19 protein-coding genes are annotated in these 19,093 nt (G+C 33.3%); 9 read left to right on the top strand and 10 right to left on the bottom strand.

Features of this window, described 5'->3' with window-relative positions; translation table 11 throughout:
- Positions 1 to 39 precede the first annotated feature (39 nt).
- The gene (locus tag AB3210_RS02175; RefSeq protein ID WP_019078870.1) at positions 40 to 1,020 is read left to right on the top strand and encodes an IS481 family transposase; all 981 of its coding nucleotides are present in this window, start codon (positions 40 to 42) and stop codon (positions 1,018 to 1,020) included.
- 202 nt (positions 1,021 to 1,222) lie between these two features.
- Here the strand turns inward: AB3210_RS02175 and pyrE are convergent, their stop codons facing one another.
- Positions 1,223 to 1,813, bottom strand: a complete 591-nt coding sequence (pyrE, locus tag AB3210_RS02170; protein ID WP_052265028.1) for an orotate phosphoribosyltransferase — start codon at positions 1,811 to 1,813, stop codon at positions 1,223 to 1,225.
- On the bottom strand, positions 1,810 to 2,994 hold the full coding sequence (locus AB3210_RS02165) for a dicarboxylate/amino acid:cation symporter (RefSeq protein ID WP_007301913.1): 1,185 nt from the start codon (positions 2,992 to 2,994) through the stop codon (positions 1,810 to 1,812). The genes pyrE and AB3210_RS02165 overlap by 4 nt, the downstream gene beginning before the upstream one ends.
- Positions 2,995 to 3,112: 118 nt before the next feature.
- Here AB3210_RS02165 and AB3210_RS02160 point away from each other — a divergent pair, with 118 nt between their 5' ends.
- Positions 3,113 to 3,586 carry a glycine zipper family protein gene (locus AB3210_RS02160; protein WP_007301914.1) on the top strand — a complete coding sequence of 158 codons (474 nt, stop codon included), beginning with the start codon at positions 3,113 to 3,115 and terminating at the stop codon, positions 3,584 to 3,586.
- 82 nt (positions 3,587 to 3,668) lie between these two features.
- Here the strand turns inward: AB3210_RS02160 and murB are convergent, their stop codons facing one another.
- Complete coding sequence (gene murB, locus AB3210_RS02155; RefSeq protein WP_012481841.1) at positions 3,669 to 4,553, bottom strand: UDP-N-acetylmuramate dehydrogenase; 885 nt, start codon at positions 4,551 to 4,553, stop codon at positions 3,669 to 3,671.
- Positions 4,544 to 5,422, bottom strand: a complete 879-nt coding sequence (gene hemC / locus AB3210_RS02150) for a hydroxymethylbilane synthase (RefSeq protein ID WP_052265029.1) — start codon at positions 5,420 to 5,422, stop codon at positions 4,544 to 4,546. The genes murB and hemC overlap by 10 nt, the downstream gene beginning before the upstream one ends.
- 119 nt (positions 5,423 to 5,541) lie before the next feature.
- Here hemC and AB3210_RS02145 point away from each other — a divergent pair, with 119 nt between their 5' ends.
- Together AB3210_RS02145 and secD are read left to right on the top strand one after the other, a co-directional pair.
- Positions 5,542 to 5,916: a hypothetical protein gene (locus tag AB3210_RS02145; protein ID WP_007301917.1), complete on the top strand. Its 375-nt coding sequence runs from the start codon at positions 5,542 to 5,544 to the stop codon at positions 5,914 to 5,916.
- 72 nt (positions 5,917 to 5,988) lie between these two features.
- Entirely contained in the window at positions 5,989 to 7,503 is a 1,515-nt protein-coding gene (secD, locus tag AB3210_RS02140; RefSeq protein WP_012481842.1) for a protein translocase subunit SecD, read from the top strand.
- Between the two features lie 279 nt (positions 7,504 to 7,782).
- On the opposite strand, the gene AB3210_RS02135 is transcribed toward secD, so the two are convergent.
- From AB3210_RS02135 to AB3210_RS02125, 3 genes are all read right to left on the bottom strand, one after another.
- A complete protein-coding gene (locus AB3210_RS02135; RefSeq protein WP_052265030.1) occupies positions 7,783 to 8,697 on the bottom strand; it encodes an outer membrane protein in 915 nt (304 codons plus the stop codon).
- Between the two features lie 59 nt (positions 8,698 to 8,756).
- Positions 8,757 to 9,983 carry a tRNA (N(6)-L-threonylcarbamoyladenosine(37)-C(2))-methylthiotransferase MtaB gene (gene mtaB / locus AB3210_RS02130; protein WP_052265031.1) on the bottom strand — a complete coding sequence of 409 codons (1,227 nt, stop codon included), beginning with the start codon at positions 9,981 to 9,983 and terminating at the stop codon, positions 8,757 to 8,759.
- Positions 9,984 to 10,202: 219 nt separating this feature from the next.
- Positions 10,203 to 10,757: a hypothetical protein gene (locus AB3210_RS02125; protein ID WP_007301922.1), complete on the bottom strand. Its 555-nt coding sequence runs from the start codon at positions 10,755 to 10,757 to the stop codon at positions 10,203 to 10,205.
- Positions 10,758 to 11,120: 363 nt separating this feature from the next.
- Between AB3210_RS02125 and AB3210_RS02120 the strand changes: the two genes are divergently transcribed.
- Positions 11,121 to 11,369, top strand: a complete 249-nt coding sequence (locus AB3210_RS02120) for a hypothetical protein (protein ID WP_007301923.1) — start codon at positions 11,121 to 11,123, stop codon at positions 11,367 to 11,369.
- 326 nt (positions 11,370 to 11,695) lie between these two features.
- On the opposite strand, the gene AB3210_RS02115 is transcribed toward AB3210_RS02120, so the two are convergent.
- Positions 11,696 to 12,712: a hypothetical protein gene (locus AB3210_RS02115; RefSeq protein ID WP_230609260.1), complete on the bottom strand. Its 1,017-nt coding sequence runs from the start codon at positions 12,710 to 12,712 to the stop codon at positions 11,696 to 11,698.
- 144 nt (positions 12,713 to 12,856) lie between these two features.
- Here AB3210_RS02115 and recG point away from each other — a divergent pair, with 144 nt between their 5' ends.
- Both recG and AB3210_RS02105 read left to right on the top strand, forming a co-directional pair.
- Positions 12,857 to 14,896 carry an ATP-dependent DNA helicase RecG gene (gene recG, locus AB3210_RS02110; protein WP_052265032.1) on the top strand — a complete coding sequence of 680 codons (2,040 nt, stop codon included), beginning with the start codon at positions 12,857 to 12,859 and terminating at the stop codon, positions 14,894 to 14,896.
- 329 nt (positions 14,897 to 15,225) lie between these two features.
- Positions 15,226 to 15,414 (top strand): hypothetical protein, encoded by a 189-nt coding sequence (locus AB3210_RS02105; RefSeq protein ID WP_007301926.1) that lies wholly within the window; start codon positions 15,226 to 15,228, stop codon positions 15,412 to 15,414.
- Positions 15,415 to 15,626: 212 nt separating this feature from the next.
- Here the strand turns inward: AB3210_RS02105 and ykgO are convergent, their stop codons facing one another.
- Positions 15,627 to 15,755 (bottom strand): type B 50S ribosomal protein L36, encoded by a 129-nt coding sequence (ykgO, locus tag AB3210_RS02100; protein ID WP_006015378.1) that lies wholly within the window; start codon positions 15,753 to 15,755, stop codon positions 15,627 to 15,629.
- A gap of 61 nt (positions 15,756 to 15,816) precedes the next feature.
- Positions 15,817 to 16,635, bottom strand: a complete 819-nt coding sequence (locus AB3210_RS02095; protein ID WP_052265033.1) for a pyruvate, water dikinase regulatory protein — start codon at positions 16,633 to 16,635, stop codon at positions 15,817 to 15,819.
- 142 nt (positions 16,636 to 16,777) lie between these two features.
- Between AB3210_RS02095 and ccmC the strand changes: the two genes are divergently transcribed.
- Together ccmC and AB3210_RS02085 are read left to right on the top strand one after the other, a co-directional pair.
- Entirely contained in the window at positions 16,778 to 17,488 is a 711-nt protein-coding gene (gene ccmC / locus AB3210_RS02090) for a heme ABC transporter permease CcmC (RefSeq protein WP_007301928.1), read from the top strand.
- 384 nt (positions 17,489 to 17,872) lie between these two features.
- Complete coding sequence (locus tag AB3210_RS02085) at positions 17,873 to 18,913, top strand: hypothetical protein (protein ID WP_052265034.1); 1,041 nt, start codon at positions 17,873 to 17,875, stop codon at positions 18,911 to 18,913.
- Positions 18,914 to 19,093: the final 180 nt, after the last annotated feature.

Genomic DNA, 19,093 nt, shown 5'->3' with positions numbered 1-19,093 from the left:
TATGGTGGGAAGTATATCAACAATAAAAGCCGCAAGTAAATGGACTCTAAAGTTAAGCTACGCCTGAATTGGGTAAACCTATATAAAAAATTAGGTCATGCAGGAAGAGTATGTCAGCACTATAATATTTCACGCTTTACCTTACGCAAATGGTGTAAACGTTACAAGGAGTTTGGTGAAAAAGGATTAGAAAATCTTAGTAGCAGGCCTAAAACCTCACCTTTACAAAAAACCAATATATCTAGTGATCAACTTATTCTCCACTTAAGAAAAACTAGAAAATTAGGAGCAAGACGTATTCAAACTGAATTGAAACGTTTACATGATCTCTCTTTTTCATTGGCTACTATACACAAAGTTTTCAAAAAATATGATGTAAGTCTTTTACGTATTAAACGTCATTACCGCAAACAAATAAAGCGTTACAACTGTAAAGTACCAGGAGAACGTATACAGATGGATGTATGCAAAATAGCTTCTGGACTTTATCAGTATACCGCTATAGATGATTGTACACGTTATAAAGTTGTTACATTGTACCCAAGACGTACTGCAGAAAACACTCTAGATTTTCTTGAACAACTAAGAGAAAAAATGCCATTTCATTGTCAAAGAATTCAAACCGATAGAGGACAGGAATTTTTTGCTTATGGGGTGCAAGAATATTTGAAAAAATGGAAAATCAAATTTCGTCCTATCAAGCCATTTTCCCCGCATTTAAACGGTAAAGTGGAAAGAGCTCAGCGTACAGATTTAGATGAATTTTACAGTAGTGTTAACATCAAGGATCCTGACCTACAAATTAAACTCAGAGATTGGGAAAACCATTATAATAGACAACGTCCTCATAGCTCTCTTCAAGGGAAAACTCCATGGGAAAAATATAAAGAGCTAGAAAGTACAATTCCTTGTTTAAGTGAAGTGCAAAAAAATTACATTCCGTCAAAGGAGCCTTTTGTCATGCAAAATTACAAGCATGATCAAAGATTAAAGTCAATTCAAAAACACAACGTTACTTAACTATTTAAAATTCAGACTTAATCTGACAAATCAGTTGTTATGACCTATATGAATCACACACTTATTGTTTTCTGCTGCACGAGATGAAACATGTGAAAACCAAGATTTAGTGTATTTTTAATCATGAAAGGGGTTTTATGGGCAAAATTTAAAAAACCCATAAAACCCTTAGCTAAACCAAGAGAAAATATACTATATAGAATTACTTTGTTAAATATTCTCTACTCCCAGGTTTCGTTATGGGTAATTGTTTTAACTCACTTGGCAGTTCTTTCTCGCTATAGTTTTGAATGTTCAGTTCAATCAAAGATATAATAGAAAAAGGTAGTTTTGTTTCACTACTTCTCTTTATCAAAGAAGCTTCAACAACAACTTTACCTCCCTTCTCTTCTGCACATTTTACTGCTTCAAGTGAAGATTTACCTGTGGTAATCACATCTTCAATTAGTAATATCTTCTCACCTTGTTTAATCTCAAATCCACGGCGTAATTCAAATTTACCATTAACACGTTCGCAAAATATTGTTCGGATTCCAAGCTGTCTACCAATCTCATAACCCACAATTATTCCACCAATCGCAGGAGATAGTATTAAATCTATGGGTTCAATAAGCTCTTTTCTTATTTTATTCGCCAATAGCTCACAAACGTTCATTGCTCTGCTTGGATTTTCAAAAATTTTAGCGCATTGTATGTAAGTGTTGCTGTGCAGCCCTGACGAGAGTACAAAATGTCCGTGCAAAATCGCACCAGCCTCTTCAAATTCTTTTATTATTGTATTATCTAATATCATTCTTGAGTTTGAAATTCTTTATTAATTATCTGCGTTATACAGATATCAGACCACACATTTATTGCAGTTTCAAACATATCAATGATTGTATAAATAGGCAAAATCAATCCCATAATGTACAAAGGAACATTCATTGATACCAAATAACTAGTTGCCATAAAATAGCACCCCATCGGCACTCCAGCGTTACCAATTGCAGCTCCTGTAGCTAAAAAAATCCATATGAACATCTCACTTAAGGAAAATGTGTGCCCATTCATCTCTGCAACAAACATCACTGTAATCAAAATAAATGCAGCACACGCATTCATATTGATAGTTGTACATATTGGTAGAATAAAAGATGACAATTTCTTTGGCACTTTTAGCTGATTTTGCACACAGTCTATGGTTGTAGGCAGCGTTGCACTAGATGATTTAGAAAAAAACGCAAGTGTAAGTGCTGGCATAACACCTTTCATCGTTTGAATTGGTGATATACCTTTATACCACATGAGTAGTGGCAAAATCACAAATGCTTGCACGAAATTTGCAGACATTATGCAAGCAAAATACCAAAAAAGACTATGGAATTCGCTGCCACCTTTTAACTCGTATAAAAAACATGTGATAAAAGACCATACAGCAAGAGGAATAAACTTTAACAACCCTTGAGCAATTTTAAGAAGTGTATCAAACAGTGCAGAGAATATTTGGTGTAATATATCCTGTTTTTCTTTTGAGAGCGAAATAATAGCTCCACCCATCAAAAAAGCAATCAATATGCTGCCAATAACGTTATTTTCAAGAAAAACTTGCACAAAATTTGATGGAATGAGTGATTTTAAGTATGAGAAGTAATTGTGGTTGCTGTCACTCACACTTTCTATTGTGTTACTTATGAAATTTTTTCTTACTGGGTCTATGAATAAATAGAAAGATAACGCAACAAATGCAGCTACAATTGTTGTAAACAGCGTGTAAAACAGCGTCTTCTTAAGTAATACTTTAATTTCAATTGAGTCTTTAAGCCCTGAAATTGTGGACACTATAGATAGAAAAACTAAAGGTAAGCTAATCAATTTCAACAGACTGATGAATATATCGCTAAATAGCTTTGCTATTTCAAATATTACTTCATTGTTTAAATAGTAAGCAATTACCGCAAACAGTATAGAAAAGAGTATTGCAAGTTTGCGCATTGAAAATAAAACCTCAAAATGATATTATACAATAATTTTTGAAATTAGGTTAAGATAACTTTACAGGTTAAGTAAAGATGAGTAACATTTTATTATTAATTAAGTGTTAAGGAGGGGTATGGATAAAAAAACTAAAGAAGAGTTAATCCTTGTTGGAATATTAATGGGAATGAATATTTCAATAGGAGTGCTTGTAGGTCTTGGTCCAAGTTTCGCAATTTTATCACCTTCCATTATAGGTGGAATTATTGCTGCTGTTTCTACAATATTATCTATCGCATACCTTACATATTGTGATTATAAGGAAGATAAAGTAAATCGAGAATGCATTTTCCCTATATTTTGTATGGGCGTTACTAGCACTGCAATCGGGATTGGTCTTGGTGCAGCTATAGGTGCTATTTTTCCTGGTGTAATGTTAAATACAGGATCAGCAGTTTTGATGGGTGCGACAATAGGAATTATTGCCCCAATTACAGGCCTTATTGTTGGAAATATGATTGTAGAACCTATGATTAAGAAAATAAATCACTACATTATAGAGCCGGTAATTGAAAAAATAAAAGAATGCTTTTCTTCAAAGGAAGCATAAATTATCCTCGCAAAATAGTGTACCTTGGACTTAAATTGAAGTGTACTCAATTGAAATAGGTCATATTAGAGAAGGTTAGAAGTTACCTACCCAAAACCCTTATCTCCCACTCAAGTTCAATGTTAAATTTATCTTTTACTGCATCTTTTACTCTGTTGCCAAGGTTTTCTAAGTCAAGTGCAGTTGCATTATTGTAATTGAGTAGAAAATTACAATGTTTCTTAGAAATTTTAGCTACACCATTATCTAATCCTCGGCAGCCAGATTCATCAATCAGTTTCCATGCCTTGCAGCCTATTGGATTTTTGAATATACAACCAGCAGTTTTTCCTCTTACTGGTTGACTTTTATTTTTTTTATCAATAACTTCTTTCAATCTTTGCAATATAAGCTCATACTCTGAACTTACTCCTTTAAATTCAGCTTCAATAAAAATCCACCTGCCTTTTAGACTATGTCCACGATAAAAATATCCCATTTCTTCGCTGGAGAATTCATATAAATTTCCATCTTCTAGATTCACTGCCCTTATAAATTTTACAACACTCGCAATATCACTACCATATGCACCTGCATTCATTTCTATTCCACCGCCAACTGTTCCTGGAATTCCAGCAAGAAACTCAAGCCCACTAATTTGCTGTTCCCCTGCAAAGTAGGCAAGGTTACTAAGCAGTGCAGCACCACCTGCAACTATGGAGCTATTATCTTTACATTTAATATACGCAAATTCCTTACCTAATTTCACCGTTATTCCTCGAATGCCACTATCTCGAATTATTATGTTGGATGTTGCACCGATAACGCTAATTGGTAACTCCGCATCTTTTATCAAGCACATTAGATCTTCAATGTCACGTGGCTTAAATAGTACATCAGCTTGGCCACCAACATTTAACCAAGTCATTTTAGACATTGAAACATTATAACGGTAGATTCCACATACTTTAGGTAAGCTTATAAGCATTTTGATTTTAACTCTAATCCTGCATCCATACCCATTTTTTCTGCATCTTCTACAAACGAAGTGCGTTCAGTAAAGTATATAACTCTCTCGCCCGCTAACATACAATAAAGATGTAGCATGTTTTCACTCACATATTCTGCTAAAGCTGCAAGCGGTGTAAAGCATGAACCATTTACTGTCTTCATGAAACTGCGCTCTGATTTTGCCCTTATAAAAGACATATTATTATTAATTTTCTCTAAAAGATCGATAACTTTTATATCATTCTTTCGGCATTGAATGCAAATTGTCCCCTGCCCTACTGCGCTTAACATGACTTTTGGTGGCAATACCTCTGTAATTAAGTGATATTTTTTTAATCTTATCAGCCCTGCTTCAGCTAAAATCATTCCATCAAAATTCTGATTTTGCAGTCTAGTTGTCACATTTCCACGCAGTGGCACTACATTTAAGTCTGGCCTGAGATTTAACAGCTGAACTTTTCTTCTTATTGAAGAAGTTGCAATTGTAGCCTGCTGTGGCAAAGTTTTTAGGCTCTTATATTTATGAGAAATAAATACATCACATGGACTTAGCCTCTCTAAAACACAAGGAATTGTTAAGTCCTTCGAGAAAAACGCAGGTACATCTTTTAGCGAATGAACCGCCATATCTATATTATTTTTGAGTAATTCAGCCTCAATCTCCCTGAGGAACAGTCCTTTACCTCCTATTTCAGCAAGATTTACATTAACATACTTATCACCAGAAGTTTTGATTTTAATGATCTCAACGGATAGATTAGGAAAAGACTCTAATAATCTTTGTTTTGCTTCCAAAGCTTGGATGAGCGCAAGGTCGCTTCCTCTCGTACCTATTTTAACTAGCATATATCCTTCATATTATATGTCTATATTCTATGCCCATTTTTTATTATCTCCAATTTAGTTATTGAACATTTTACAATTAGCCCTTAGTATCACGAACATTTAGTAATCTAGGAGTATGTATGTTTGATATTTTAAAAGATTCTAATGGCAGATTTAATAAAAAGAATATTTTACCTCTTGTATGTACTACTGTCGCTATTATTCTAACAGCATTAAGTGCAGTAGTAGCAATTCCCAGATTTTCCTCTCATCCTTCTCTATCTAGTCCTCTCGGTTGGAAAGATCCAAGTTATAGTGAATTTCTTGCTATTCACATACCAGCTACCATAGTTACTTTCTCAATACTTGGTTTATGCATTTACCTTCCGATTGATAGCATTAGAAAAAATAAACAAATAGAGAATCTTAAAGCTACCTCTGAACCTCATTCATGGATTTATAATGATATTTTAGAAAAACAAACGCAGACCATCAATTATAGATCAGGGCTTTAGGCGGTCCTAATCTTTTAGGTGCTTGTGATTAGCAACTATTCGGTCTACAATGCACTAATATAGTTTAAATTTATGCCAAACAAGATAATAGTTAAATCTCTTTCAGTGTTACTAATTTTTTTGCTGTCCTTATATATAATACTGCCAAATTTTATTGATAATAAGTTCTTTACCTCAAAAAAGAGAATAAATTTAGGGCTTGACCTGAAAGGTGGATCATCTCTGCTTCTAAATGTAGACTTAGATTTTTACTTCAAAGAGAAACTAAGCATGCTAACCGATGAAATAAAAGAAGGTCTGTTAACACAAAAGATTGAATTTAGCGCAAAAAACGATAAACAAGTGGTTGTAACTTTAAATAATATTGATGATTACAAAAAAGTTTCAACGTTAATACATAAAATAAACCCAAATTTAGAATTGAGTAGAAAAAATACTGCAATTTTCATTTCATATAAACCGCATTATAAGAATTCATTAATCAATGAAGTAGTTTCAGAGTCAATAGTTAATGTTCAAAGACGCTTAGATAAGCTTGGTACTAAGGAAGTAAGTGTGCAAAAACAAGGACAAAATAAGATATTAGTCCAAGTTCCTGGAGTAGAAGACACTCAGCAGATAAAATCTCTGCTTGGCAAAACAGCCAAGCTGGCCTTCCATTTGGCAAACACCAATGTAGCTAAAATGCAAGATATCGATCATGACACTACGATTATGCTCAAGGATTCTTTGGGTAATTCCTACCCGATATTCCGCAAAACTGAAATAGGCGGTGATTCATTAGTTAACGCATCAGTTAGATTTGGCAATTTAGGTAAACCAACAGTACATTTCAAATTCGACAGCATAGCAAGTAAAAAATTTGCAAAAATTACTAAAGAAAATGTAGGAAAGCCTTTTGCAATTGTTTTAGATAACACAGTCTTAACTGTACCAACAATACGTGAACCTATTCTAAATGGAGAGGGAGAAATTAGCGGTAATTTCACTGAAAAACAAGCGAGTGAACTTGCAATACTTTTAAAATCAGGTGCACTACCTGCACCACTTAAAATAATTGAAGAAAAAAACATTGGTCCAAGCCTTGGAGAAGAGTCAATAAAAGCAGGAGAAATTGCAGCAATAATCTCTATCATAGCCGTTGGTTTATCTATAATCATTACTTACGGCAAATTAGGCTTATTAGCGTCTGTTGCACTCGTTTTTAATGTAATCTCTATACTACTCATTCTTACCTTACTTGAAGCAACTCTTACTCTCCCTGGAATTGCTGGAATTGCGCTAACTGTTGGCATGTCAGTGGATGCAAATGTTTTAATATTTGAACGCATCCGCGAAGAAATAAGAGCAGGAAAAAGAACAGCTCGTGCCATTGAAGAAGGATTTAAAAACGCAATAAAAACAATTCTTGATTCAAACCTCACTACACTAATTGCTTCAGGAATAATGTTCATTATTGGTAGCGGAGCAATTAGAGGATTTTCTATCACTTTATCGATAGGAGTTTTATGCTCGATGTTTTCTGCAATTATAGTCACAAAACTTCTGATAGAATTGTGCATCAACCCACAAAAGCTAGTACTTTAGTATCTGTTCAGCAGAGTGACAAAATAAGATAGACGAGAAAAGACAACTAAATGGTTGTCATGAAAGTAGCTATCCAGTCTTTTCGTCGTCAAAAACGTTGTAACATGCTCACCAATTTAGTGAGCATAAAACCAATATATTTGTGGAAGAAAAGGAAAAAAGAAACAGAAACCATCTTCAGGCTATCACAAAGGATATGGCCATAAGATTAAAGATATGGATAGATTTATCAAATTTCTGAATGGAAATCAGGATATTAGAATTGAAAAGATATTATTACTAAAAATTAAACATCAAACCAACTTCAATATTATGAGTGGATATATCGTCTGCAATAGGTGTTGGAATATTAAAGTAACGATAGCCGAGAAAGGTTTTAACTTCTGGAATTACTGAGTAATCAACACCAAGCTTTATTTGATAAACAAGCCAAGGAACATTCAGTGGCATTAAATTTTTAGATGATTTATCAATCCTTTTTAATCTAAAAACTGTTGATCCTATACCAAGACCAATATACGGAGCAAATTGAGTATTTTGAACATTAGGGTTATAGTAAAAATTTAATAAGAATGCAGATACACTTGCTGATTTATCAAATACCGGAGGAGAGTTACTATCTTCAATATTGACTTTAGAATACATGGTCTCAAAATCAACTCGGCCATTTTCTCCAGCATAGTAACCTACAGATATGCTGCTAAGCCACTGAAAATCAATTTTACCGTTAAATTTTTTTATGTTTTTAATTTCATCTCCTAAGAATAGGTCTAAAAGAAAACCACCATAACGGCCCTCAGCTAAAGCAAGAATTCTTTTTCCTATTGCACGTATACCCTCCACAAATACTTCTGAGCTATCAGAATATATCTTACCACCATTAGCACTAACATAGAAATCAAGTTTTTTTGATTTTTCCTTTGTAGGTTCAGCTTGATCTGCAATACTTGGCCATATATTTTTCTGATTAGCTACTTGGAAAACAGAAGGTGAACTACTTTCAAGTTCTTGACATTTTATTGGCACTTCTTTTTCAGTAACTTCTTCAGAATGTATCACACTTTCATTATTGTCCGTTTCTAATTTTAAGGGCTGCACTTGCTCAATGTGTGTATTGTTACTGATATAAGTAATAAAAAAATAGACACACGGAACGAAGATGAAAAATAAAGCAATAGATATTCTAATTATCATAAATGAATTATCACTTATAGTATAACTACTATATCATATATTCCTTTAATGTACAAAAATTAAGAAATAATATTTCCAATTAAACAATTATTTTCTATTCCTTTAACATGAGCTTTCACAATACTTTTAGCTTGAACTCTTGATGTAAGTTTTATTAATGCAAAATTTTCTGTTCTACCAATATTATTCTGCTCAACCAAAACGCTTTGCTCAGTGCCGAGCAAAGATTGATAAAAACTGCTCATCATTTCTTTATTTATTTCTCTTAGATGCTTTACTCGTTCTTTACGTACATTCTCTGATATTTGTGGCATCCGTGCAGCAGGTGTGTTTTTCCGCTCTGAATATGGAAAAGCATGTAGATAAACTACATTTATTTTTTTCAGTAAATCAACTGTATCCTGAAACATTTCATCAGTTTCTGTTGGAAATCCAGCAATAATATCAGCGCCAAATGCTATATTAGGTCTTAAGCTCTTCATTTTATGATAAAATTCTATCACTTGTTCTCTATTGTGACGACGTTTCATTCTCTTTAGTATTAAATTATTACCAGACTGTAGACTCAAGTGTAAGTGAGGCATAAGTCTTGACTCATTAGCTATTAAATCCATTAGTTCATCATCAACTTCAGCAACATCAATAGAGGAAAGTCTTAGTCTCTTTAACTGTGGTATATCCTTTAAAACTCTTCTAATCATTGAACTGAGTGATTGCTTACCAAACAAATCTGTACCAAAATCAGTAATATCAACACCTGTAAACACCACTTCTTGATACCCATTTTCTATAAAAATCTTAATTTGCTCTATAATATTGTTTACTGGCACAGATCGATTATTTCCTCTTGCCTCAGTAATTGAGCAAAATGTACAACTATGATTACAACCATTTTGAATTTCAATAAATGCCCTTGATTTATCTTCAAATCCATTAATGAGAATAGGTTCTACTTGGTTATCACTGACTAAGATTTCATCATTATTTAGTAGATAATTTTCAGCTCTTAGCTTGTCTTGATTACCTAGCACTTTACTTACACCAGGAATATCACTATATGATTTAGGATCTAATTGAACGGCACAGCCAACTACGATAATTTCTTTACTTGGGTCGTTTTTATAGATCTTACGTATTTTTTGCTTCACTTGGCGTTCTGCTTCGTTTGTCACTGCACAGCTATGCACTACAACAACATTTTCTCTCTTTGCTTTTTTTAATGCTTCTTTGATTAACTCACTCTCGTAGAAATTTAGACGACAACCAAATGTTATTACTTCATTCATGCTTTTGCTTTAATAGATCTAAATTATATCAAATATCCAAGCAAAATGACTATTTTTTTGGTAGATATTATAATTTAAGCATAACCTCTAGAGTTGAAAATCACAGGAAGAATTTGTAGATATACAGTAAGATCATTTAGCATTAAAAAAAGCTTAAGGCCAATGATGTTAACCTCAAGCGAATATAAACCAAAAAACATTTTGCTAAACCTTGAAGCTCTACCATGCAAATTCATCTATATCATTTGGTACATAAGTGTCAGAATAAGCTTCATCCAAACTTTCTGCTTTCCATGGAAGCCATGAAGAAGGTTTTATCTTCTCTAAAACTTTACCTGGTATTGATGTTATCTCTTGCTTTACGTCTTCTTTTAATTTTTCTATTTGTAACCGAGCAAAATCTTCCACGCGAACCATGAGTTTATCTGTTAGCTCTTTTATCATGTCTTGATTTTGTTCTGCAACTTTCTTTGTAATAGGTACGACAATTTTACTTATAATCTCCGTTCCTAATGGAACAACGATTTGCTTTGCAACCTGATCACTAACAGGTTTAATAAGGTAATCTGCTATACTCTTTGCTGTATCTCCAGTCAGATTTGTTACTTTTTTTAAACTATCACCAATAATACCATAGTTTTTTTGGTACATCATATCTTCATCAGCAACTTCATATCTTCCTAAATCATCATACATTCCCATTTGTTGGTGAGACAATCCATTTGCATCAGATACATATCCGTATTTATTAAGTGAATTGGAATTAGACCGCATAACATTCTCCTAATTATTTATATATGCCTATTTTAGTATGAAACAACTAACAAAACATTAACTTTTAAGAACTCTTCTCAATTAATACATCAATAAAGGTAAGACCATATAATTTTCTCCTTTCTTGATACTATTCTCCTCCGAACTTAGTTCACACAGTTATTCAGACACTTCTGAATTTACCACCCCAAATTCCACTGCTTTTTTATATTTTGACTAGGTCTTCTCCTACAATTAGATAATCAGTACTCTTATCTGAAATGTACCATATAACTACACCAAGCTACAAATATGACACAAGAGTTTAGATTATTTTAGTTATTCTCTTGTATAAGATACTCTTTATATCAAAAAGAGGACCATATGAGTGAAGCAACTTTTTCTGAAAAAAATCAGCTTTCTAGAGAAGACATAGCAGAGTTAACAGAACTTATGTGTCTTGAACGAAGTGAAGTAAGTGAAAGTGGAACAGGGCTATTAGAACTTATAGCTGAACAGGAGCAAATACTTGAGGATTTAGGAATAGAATCAAAAGAGCTTTTATGTTCTCAGCATACAGGAATGTATGAGAACCTTAGTCAGCCCTATTCTACGGATCTCGAGGTTTTATAGCAGATATATAGATTATCATTATTACTGATACCTACTCAAGAGTTGCTATGGCAAACAGAGAAAACTGCAATTACTGCCGCTAATCTTTTTAATATATCTTTCTTTGATGGTGCTATTATCGCGCATTTTGACTGATATGGGCTATGATAAACCAGAAAATCACAGCTATATTTAGGAATTGAGACAAGGCCTCATTTAGGTAAATATTGCTATGCAGACTTTTCTTGATAGCAAGCATATTGCTTTTTAGAAAAATATTAGTAGCATCAAACATAGAGATTGACATTAGTTTTTCTGTCAGATTAAGTTGCGTCTAGTACATATTATCAAGGTGAAATTTCACGTTTTTTATTAAGAGGATCCACATCTGGATCTTCTATATAGTTTTGAGGTTGTTCTTGAAACACAAGACGTTCTCCCTCAAAGTTATACTCCTCACCTTCATATAAAGAATCTTCTCCTTCAAAATTGTGTTCTATTTCTACTTCAAACTTGAATCCTAACTTCTCGCAGAATTTGTAGAAATATTCTTTAATGGTATCAAATAAACTTCTGCCATCAATTTTGTAATCTCTCAATTTTCTAGGCACAGTAAGTGACAATTTGCCATCTTTATATATCACATCATCTTTCCCATCTTGAGATTCAAGTGTAAATTCTAGTGAGCTGGATAGATCGCATACCTTGTCACCTAATTGAACATCACTCTCTTGGGAGAGTATTGGTAATGTCATATCAGATCTAACACTCACATTATTTTGGTCAACATAATAGATATTTATAACTTTTTTAGGTGAGAGTATTTTCAATGAATGTTGGCTAAGTGCAAATTGAGATTCTATAAATACACCAGCTTCATACCCTGCCTGATTACAATTGGTAACCAATTCCTCTAAGATAGAGTCACTTGGAACCTGAGCGTTGGCATATTCAAATATTTCCTTAAAAACTTCTTTTGCAAATGCACGATAACTCTTGTTTTTATCTCCTTCTTTCGGTAATAGATGCGTGTGTTCTTTGCCTAAATCGTAAAATCTTTTAATCTCTTCTTTATATTGATCAGTTTTTTTATCACTAGGGATTTCCGGATCTTCACAATATTCTTCCCAAATCTTATCAAATCCTTCCTTATTTCTGTTTACCAGCGCTTTAATTAAGATTTTGTCTATATTTCTGTCTTTAATAACAAAGTCCATTCTGTCAAAATCTTTATATATAGCTTCACCAGAATTTGCTTCTTTATTATCTCTTGGAGCTCTTAACTTACTGAAATCAAACTTTTCTGCCTGAGCTTTTAGTGTAACGACTGGATTTTCATTTTTTTCCTGTGTAGAGTTGTTCATTGTTAATACTTTGATATGAATTGCTGATAGTATAATAATACATAAAAATAGTTAATATGTCAATAATATACTTAACATAGACAGTCATAATAGGGTGACAGGATTTTAGTAAGGCTCTATTATGAATAAACGGTTTTACACAGTATGAATGTTGATGAGCAGTCAAGTGTGCTGACTTTTCTAAATAGTAAAATTGAGAATATACCAAAGTTTCATTCCGCAATATTGCCTAAACTTTGCGGTGGAGACAGAGTAATGGACTTGCTGTTTTATAGGCCGCTCAGTTATGTGGATAGAAGTAAATCACTACCTGATGCTCAAGTAGGAGAATTTACAACTTTTATGGCAAAAGTGTATGAGCACCAGCGCCCCACTGTTAGAGGTAGGCCATATAAAATAATCGTTGAAAGTGAAAGTCAGTATTTATTTATAGTTTTTTTTAATTACTCAGTTAAATATTTGTATAAATTATTTCCAGTTGGAACAGATATAGTAATCAGTGGTAAACTTGAAAAGTTTGCCGAACATTGGCAAATTACTCACCCAGATTATATGTTATCTGATATCAATCAATTTAAAGAAATAGCCTGCATAGAGCCAGTTTACCAATTATGTCGCGGTATTACTAACAAGAGCATTAGAAACATAATAAGTTCTAATCTAAAAGATTTGCCTGATTTGCCAGAGTGGATAGATGAAACATTAATCAAGCAAAAGAAATGGCTGAATTGGAAAGAAAGCATCATAAGATTGCACAGACCGAGCTCACTCGCAGAAGCAGAAGTTTGCAGAGAAAGACTTGCTTATGATGAGCTATTTGCGTACCAGTTGGCACTAAAGCTTGCAAGGGAAAATCATGTAAAAAAAGAGGGAAAAGAATTTATAATATTGAGTAAATACAAAGAGCAGGTCTTAAATGAATTACCGTTCCAATTAACAAATGATCAAATTCGAGCGATAGATGAAATCTCAGAAAGACAAAAATCCAGATACCGCATGGTAAGTCTGCTGCAAGGTGACGTTGGGAGTGGCAAAACTGTAGTTGCACTCTTTGCGATGCTGAATGTGGTAGAAAATAACATGCAAGCAGCTCTAATGGCACCAACTACTATCTTGGCTGAGCAACATTATAATTGGATCGAAGAAGCTCTATCTTGTACTGATATAAAAGTTGCTTTGCTTACCGGTAAAACTGCGCGCAAGGAAAGAAAGATTATTATGAACGAACTTGCAAGTGGTATTTTAAATATAGTAATTGGTACTCATGCATTATTTCAAGCTAACGTTACATTTAAAAATTTAGGACTCGCAGTCATAGACGAACAACAGCGATTTGGAGTGATACAGAGGAATCGGTTGGTAGGAAAAGGAGAAAATACCGATATACTTTTTGTTACTGCAACTCCCATTCCAAGAACCTTGCAGCAAGCTATGTATGGTGATGTTGAATGTTCTATTTTAAGGGAAAAACCAAAATCTAGATTGCCAATAAAAACCGTTATTATGAACGTTAAAAAAGTATCAGATATTATTCAAAGACTGAAAAATGCTATAAATAGAGGCGAAAAAGCATATTGGATTTGTCCATACATAGAAGAAAACGAAGAACTCAATATTGCCGCAGCAGAAATGCGCTTTCAGGAACTACAAAAGACATTTTTTGATAGAGTCGGAATAATACACGGAAAACTAACTCAAGAGCAGAAAGATCAAGTGATGTTTTCCTTCAAGAGAAATGAATTTTCTCTGCTTGTTGCAACCACTGTGATAGAAGTTGGCATAGATGTACCAGATGCAACTATTATGATTATAGAGAATGCAGAGCAGTTCGGGTTATCGCAATTACATCAGTTAAGAGGTAGAGTAGGACGAGGAAATAAACCGTCTTTTTGTGTACTGTTATATGACAATCTCAGTAAAAGTTCGTATTCAAAGTTAAAGATTATGTGTGAGTCACAAGATGGATTTTATATTGCTGAAAAGGATATGATGCTGAGGGGTAGCGGAGATATTCTAGGCACAAAACAATCAGGGTGCATGGAGTTTAAATTTGCTGATTTATATGAGGACAGAGAATTGCTCAACCTTGCATATAATAGTGCAAAAGGTACAATAGCTAATTTTGAATTACTGCTTGATATATTTGAATATAGAAGTAGACTACATTTTTCAAAATTTCAGTAATCTTCCAAGCCATAACCTTCATGAGTAGAAATTCCTTGACAGACGGGAGTATTTAACAAACCATATGCGTCAAGTTAAGGAAAAATAAGAGTGAAGAAGAAGTTTTTACCATAAGAATAAATTGTGCAGAGTTAATAGCAGGCCCTGTAAACAAAATGTTAGCAGGTCAAATTAATCAAGGGCAGGAAGTATAAAAATGGAAAAAAAGCGGTAACTTAGCCTAATGACAATAAATATATATATAGAAGGTACCGTTTTAAAGAGCACAAAAGGAATACACAGTAAAAGCGAGAAGAAGTTGAGAATATGTATGGAAGCAGTGTGGAGAAGTGGCTGCCAATGATCAAAAATTTACCACAATTACAGAAGTATACACAAGAGGTTTAAAAGGTGATGCAAAAAGGGAATTTTGGCAAAATGACTTAAGTATGCACAACAAGATTTGCATAATTGATGATCAGATGTCATTCATGCTCAGCCTATATATAGAAAAAATTCTCAAGCTCAAGAGGGCTTAGGGTGGAACTAAAATTCATGGACTTGTTGACGCACGTAATTAATTTCTTTTTTTTAAGTTAATTAATGTTAACAAGCCACGTCTGCCTGTAATCATGTTAATACCAAAATATAATGTAAGAGAAGAAATGGGCAGTGCTATGCAACAGTTTTTGTTTCTTTCTAACCATGCTTCCATATGAAAAACATATGACATAAAAAGGAAAACAAAAAGCTAAGAACCTTGACGCGCTTTACATCTTGGCTTTACCTTATTTATAATATAAACCTTACCACCCCTTTTCACAACTTTACAATTTTTATCTCTGTTACGATGAGATTTTAGCGATCCTTTAACTTTCATATCTACAGTAAGAATAGAATTACCTTACATTATTATCACTTACAGCGAGTTAGTCAATTGATTAAATTTTATTAAAATATTGTATAATTGTTGCTGATACTTCTTCGATCGACCTTTGCGTAACATCAATAATTGGCCAGTTATTTTGCTTAAAGAACTCCTCTGCTTCTTTAATTTCCTTTTCTACTTTTCTAGGGTCAGCATATATATTATTACCTTCATTATTAATTGAAGTCAGTCTATTTTTGCGTATTTCTATTAGCCTTCTTACGTCTATTGTTACTCCTATAGTCAGTTTATTTTTTAATTTTGCTAAGTCGACGTAAAAGGGTATCTCGCTAACAAAAGGAACATTTGCAACTTTATAGCCTCGGTAAGCTAAATACATACTGGTGGGAGATTTTGATGTGCGTGAAACTCCAACCAAAATTATATCGGCTTTATCAATATCTTGAATATTTTGTCCATCATCGTGATTGATGGTATAGTTTATTGCCTCAATACGCTGAAAATACTCGTTATTTATTTCAGTATACAGGTCAAGTTTTTCATCCTTTTCAATTTCAAGATAGGATGAGATTTCTCTAATAATATGTGATAATATTGCTCGATATGGAATTTTTAACTTGATACAATTATCTTTTAGATATTTTCTGAGCCCATCATCAGTAATAGTGCATATAACAAAGTTATGCTCATCACTTTTTCTCTCAATTTCCTCCAGAATTTTATCGATCTGCTCTTCTCCTTTTACAAAAGACCAAACATATTCGATAGTTTCTACAGAACGAAAATGTTTCAGGGCTGATTTTGCAACTGATATAACAGTTTCACCACTTGAATCTGACACTAAGTGTAGGTTAAGCTTTTTAAGGGTCATCAACGTTATACTAAAAATAATAGCAAGCAATCTGCTACTGAAATTGTGCTAATTTATTATACTACGTAAATATAGAAAAACTATCTTGTTGATAAAACTCAAACTAATTGATAAATTCTTAACACAATTATTCTCAAAACAAATGTTTTTATTAAAGCCTACAAATTTCACTTCTTTTACTAAAAAAGCTCTACCTTGGCTTGGGGTTATTTGTTTCGCATGTTTTTTAATTGGAATGTTCTTAGCATTATTCTTCTCCCCAGGAGATTATAAACAAGGAGAAATCGTACGAATTATGTATCTTCATGTGCCTTCTGCATGGCTTGCTCTTGGAATATACGGACTCATTGCATCACTCAGTTTCATTTCATTGGTGTGGAACAATAGCGTTGCTAGTGTTTTGGCACATGCTGCTGCTCCTGCAGGGACAGTCTTTTCGGCAATATGCTTAATCACAGGTAGCGTCTGGGGAAAAGGAACATGGGGTACTTGGTGGGTATGGGATGCAAGGCTTACTTCAATGCTGATTTTGTTCTTTCTGTATGTTGGTTATCTTTCATTGTGGAGCGCTTTTGATAATCAAGCAAGAGCAGAGAAATCATCAGCAGTATTTGCCATTTTTAGTGCTATAAATATTCCCATAGTAAAATTTTCTGTGAATTTATGGTCTACTCTTCATCAGCCAGCAAGTATTTTTAGAAAAGGTGGAGTAGCAATAGAAGGTTCTTTACTGCTGCCACTCATTGCAATGTTTATATTTTGTACCACACTTTTTTTAGTAGTGTGGATACTTAATGCCCTTCATTTAATTAATTTGCAGAAGATAAAGAGAGAAATCAGTATGCGGTATTAGGTATGCAGTTCCAGAGTGTAATGTTGTGAACAGCGACAGAGATTAAAATGTAGAGCAATCATCCATTAGCAAGTTCCAGAACTAATTACGTACAAACCACACTTCAAGATTATAGTGATTAATCACATGAAAGTAGAAGAATCATGACTCTCTAAGGTGAACTGTATGCAAAATTAGCAAAGATACGTTAGAAATTGAAAGAAAATTTCTATTGATAGATATGCTATATTTATAATTCAAGTTATTAAATTTTTAATTACTTTAGCTTATAATAGCTCCTAAGTTACCATGAAGTTTCTTGAAATGTGGTTTCTTTTACTCACATTAAATTTGTAGTTTTTTTATTTTAATACAATTTCAATTTTGACTGTAGAGGAGGTTCCGATGTCAAAAAACACCTATAGTGACCAAATTAATAATAGTTATTTATATAACAACAAACTTTTTTATGGTGAAGAGGATATAGATGAGATCACTGAAGGTGAAACTACGACTGAGAAGGAATTTACAAATAGTTCCGTAGTAAAAGAGGATTTTGAACTAGTAGAAAAGAAGCTTACGAAATGTGAAGAGGAAGTTAAGCGAGCAAAAGCAGAGACTGAGTGGTATAAAAAAATAGCTGAAGAATGTAAAAAAGGAAGTGGTACGGGCGAACCTGTTACCGATGAAGGAGAGAATGAAAATGGAGAAATTACATCTCGAAAAGTAACCTCAGATTGTTCCAAGTATGAAAATTGTGGGCCGTATTCTCATTTTTATAAAGTTGATAATAAGATAGGTTGTCAAGGTTTTAGTTCATCTGATTTACTAAAGGAATTATATCCTGAGATGTACAGTAATCCTAAGATTGCAAAATATATAGAAGAGGGAGCAAATGGTAATTATGGTGCAGTAAATTTTAAATTTGCCTTTACAGAGGATCTTAATTCAATATCCTGGCTTGGTAATATAGAATGTGAAAAATGTGTGGATGATCAAATAGAGTTAGCGTGTCAAGAAGAAGAGATTAAGAGTTTCTGTTACCCGAACGTTTACCATAGTAATCCAGAATTCAACAAAAGCTTTTTTTCCAGAGGAGCATGTCCTAATCTCTTTAGAGAGCCCAGTGAAACAAGTGTTGTAAAAGCAAAACAAGTTGCACCATTGATACTTGTTAATACCTTAGGACAAATGATAGATAAAGAGGGTAATAACACTAAAGTATACTATGATGCATTGAAGCGTTATCTAAATGATGATAGTAAAATCAAGGATTGTGGAGATAATCAAAAGTGTAAGGATTATATTCCAATTATGGAGAAAGTTGCATGGAATAGTGATAAGGAAGTACTATTAAAAACTGCTGTTAATAATACGCAAGAAGCAAATCCTTATTATTATGAAAATGAGGATAATTCTACTTTCGTTGAATTTGGTTCTATATAAGGCTGAATTTGTCTAATTTTTTCTACACTAGACACAATTTAGTCGTATCTGAACAAATACATAATCTATATAAAGAGGACGTAGGTACCATTTGTCCTTTTAAGGCATTTATGTCAATGATATGCGTAATCCATGATTTTAAACATGATGATCCTCCTAAGTAATACAAAAAAACTCAGA

This window comes from Wolbachia endosymbiont (group B) of Scrobipalpa ocellatella, from assembly GCF_964188425.1.
In the GTDB taxonomy this organism is placed as follows: Bacteria; Pseudomonadota; Alphaproteobacteria; order Rickettsiales; family Anaplasmataceae; genus Wolbachia.
This window is presented reverse-complemented; position numbering and strand designations above follow the sequence as displayed.

Coding starts and splice junctions, on each gene's coding strand:
- AB3210_RS02175 (WP_019078870.1), top strand. CDS start 40: ATGGACTCTAAAGTTAAGCTACGCCTGAATTGGGTAAACCTATATAAA.
- pyrE (WP_052265028.1), bottom strand. CDS start 1,813: ATGATATTAGATAATACAATAATAAAAGAATTTGAAGAGGCTGGTGCG.
- AB3210_RS02165 (WP_007301913.1), bottom strand. CDS start 2,994: ATGCGCAAACTTGCAATACTCTTTTCTATACTGTTTGCGGTAATTGCT.
- AB3210_RS02160 (WP_007301914.1), top strand. CDS start 3,113: ATGGATAAAAAAACTAAAGAAGAGTTAATCCTTGTTGGAATATTAATG.
- murB (WP_012481841.1), bottom strand. CDS start 4,553: ATGCTTATAAGCTTACCTAAAGTATGTGGAATCTACCGTTATAATGTT.
- hemC (WP_052265029.1), bottom strand. CDS start 5,422: ATGCTAGTTAAAATAGGTACGAGAGGAAGCGACCTTGCGCTCATCCAA.
- AB3210_RS02145 (WP_007301917.1), top strand. CDS start 5,542: ATGTTTGATATTTTAAAAGATTCTAATGGCAGATTTAATAAAAAGAAT.
- secD (WP_012481842.1), top strand. CDS start 5,989: ATGCCAAACAAGATAATAGTTAAATCTCTTTCAGTGTTACTAATTTTT.
- AB3210_RS02135 (WP_052265030.1), bottom strand. CDS start 8,697: ATGATAATTAGAATATCTATTGCTTTATTTTTCATCTTCGTTCCGTGT.
- mtaB (WP_052265031.1), bottom strand. CDS start 9,983: ATGAATGAAGTAATAACATTTGGTTGTCGTCTAAATTTCTACGAGAGT.
- AB3210_RS02125 (WP_007301922.1), bottom strand. CDS start 10,757: ATGCGGTCTAATTCCAATTCACTTAATAAATACGGATATGTATCTGAT.
- AB3210_RS02120 (WP_007301923.1), top strand. CDS start 11,121: ATGAGTGAAGCAACTTTTTCTGAAAAAAATCAGCTTTCTAGAGAAGAC.
- AB3210_RS02115 (WP_230609260.1), bottom strand. CDS start 12,712: ATGAACAACTCTACACAGGAAAAAAATGAAAATCCAGTCGTTACACTA.
- recG (WP_052265032.1), top strand. CDS start 12,857: ATGAATGTTGATGAGCAGTCAAGTGTGCTGACTTTTCTAAATAGTAAA.
- ykgO (WP_006015378.1), bottom strand. CDS start 15,755: ATGAAAGTTAAAGGATCGCTAAAATCTCATCGTAACAGAGATAAAAAT.
- AB3210_RS02095 (WP_052265033.1), bottom strand. CDS start 16,635: ATGACCCTTAAAAAGCTTAACCTACACTTAGTGTCAGATTCAAGTGGT.
- ccmC (WP_007301928.1), top strand. CDS start 16,778: ATGTTTTTATTAAAGCCTACAAATTTCACTTCTTTTACTAAAAAAGCT.
- AB3210_RS02085 (WP_052265034.1), top strand. CDS start 17,873: ATGTCAAAAAACACCTATAGTGACCAAATTAATAATAGTTATTTATAT.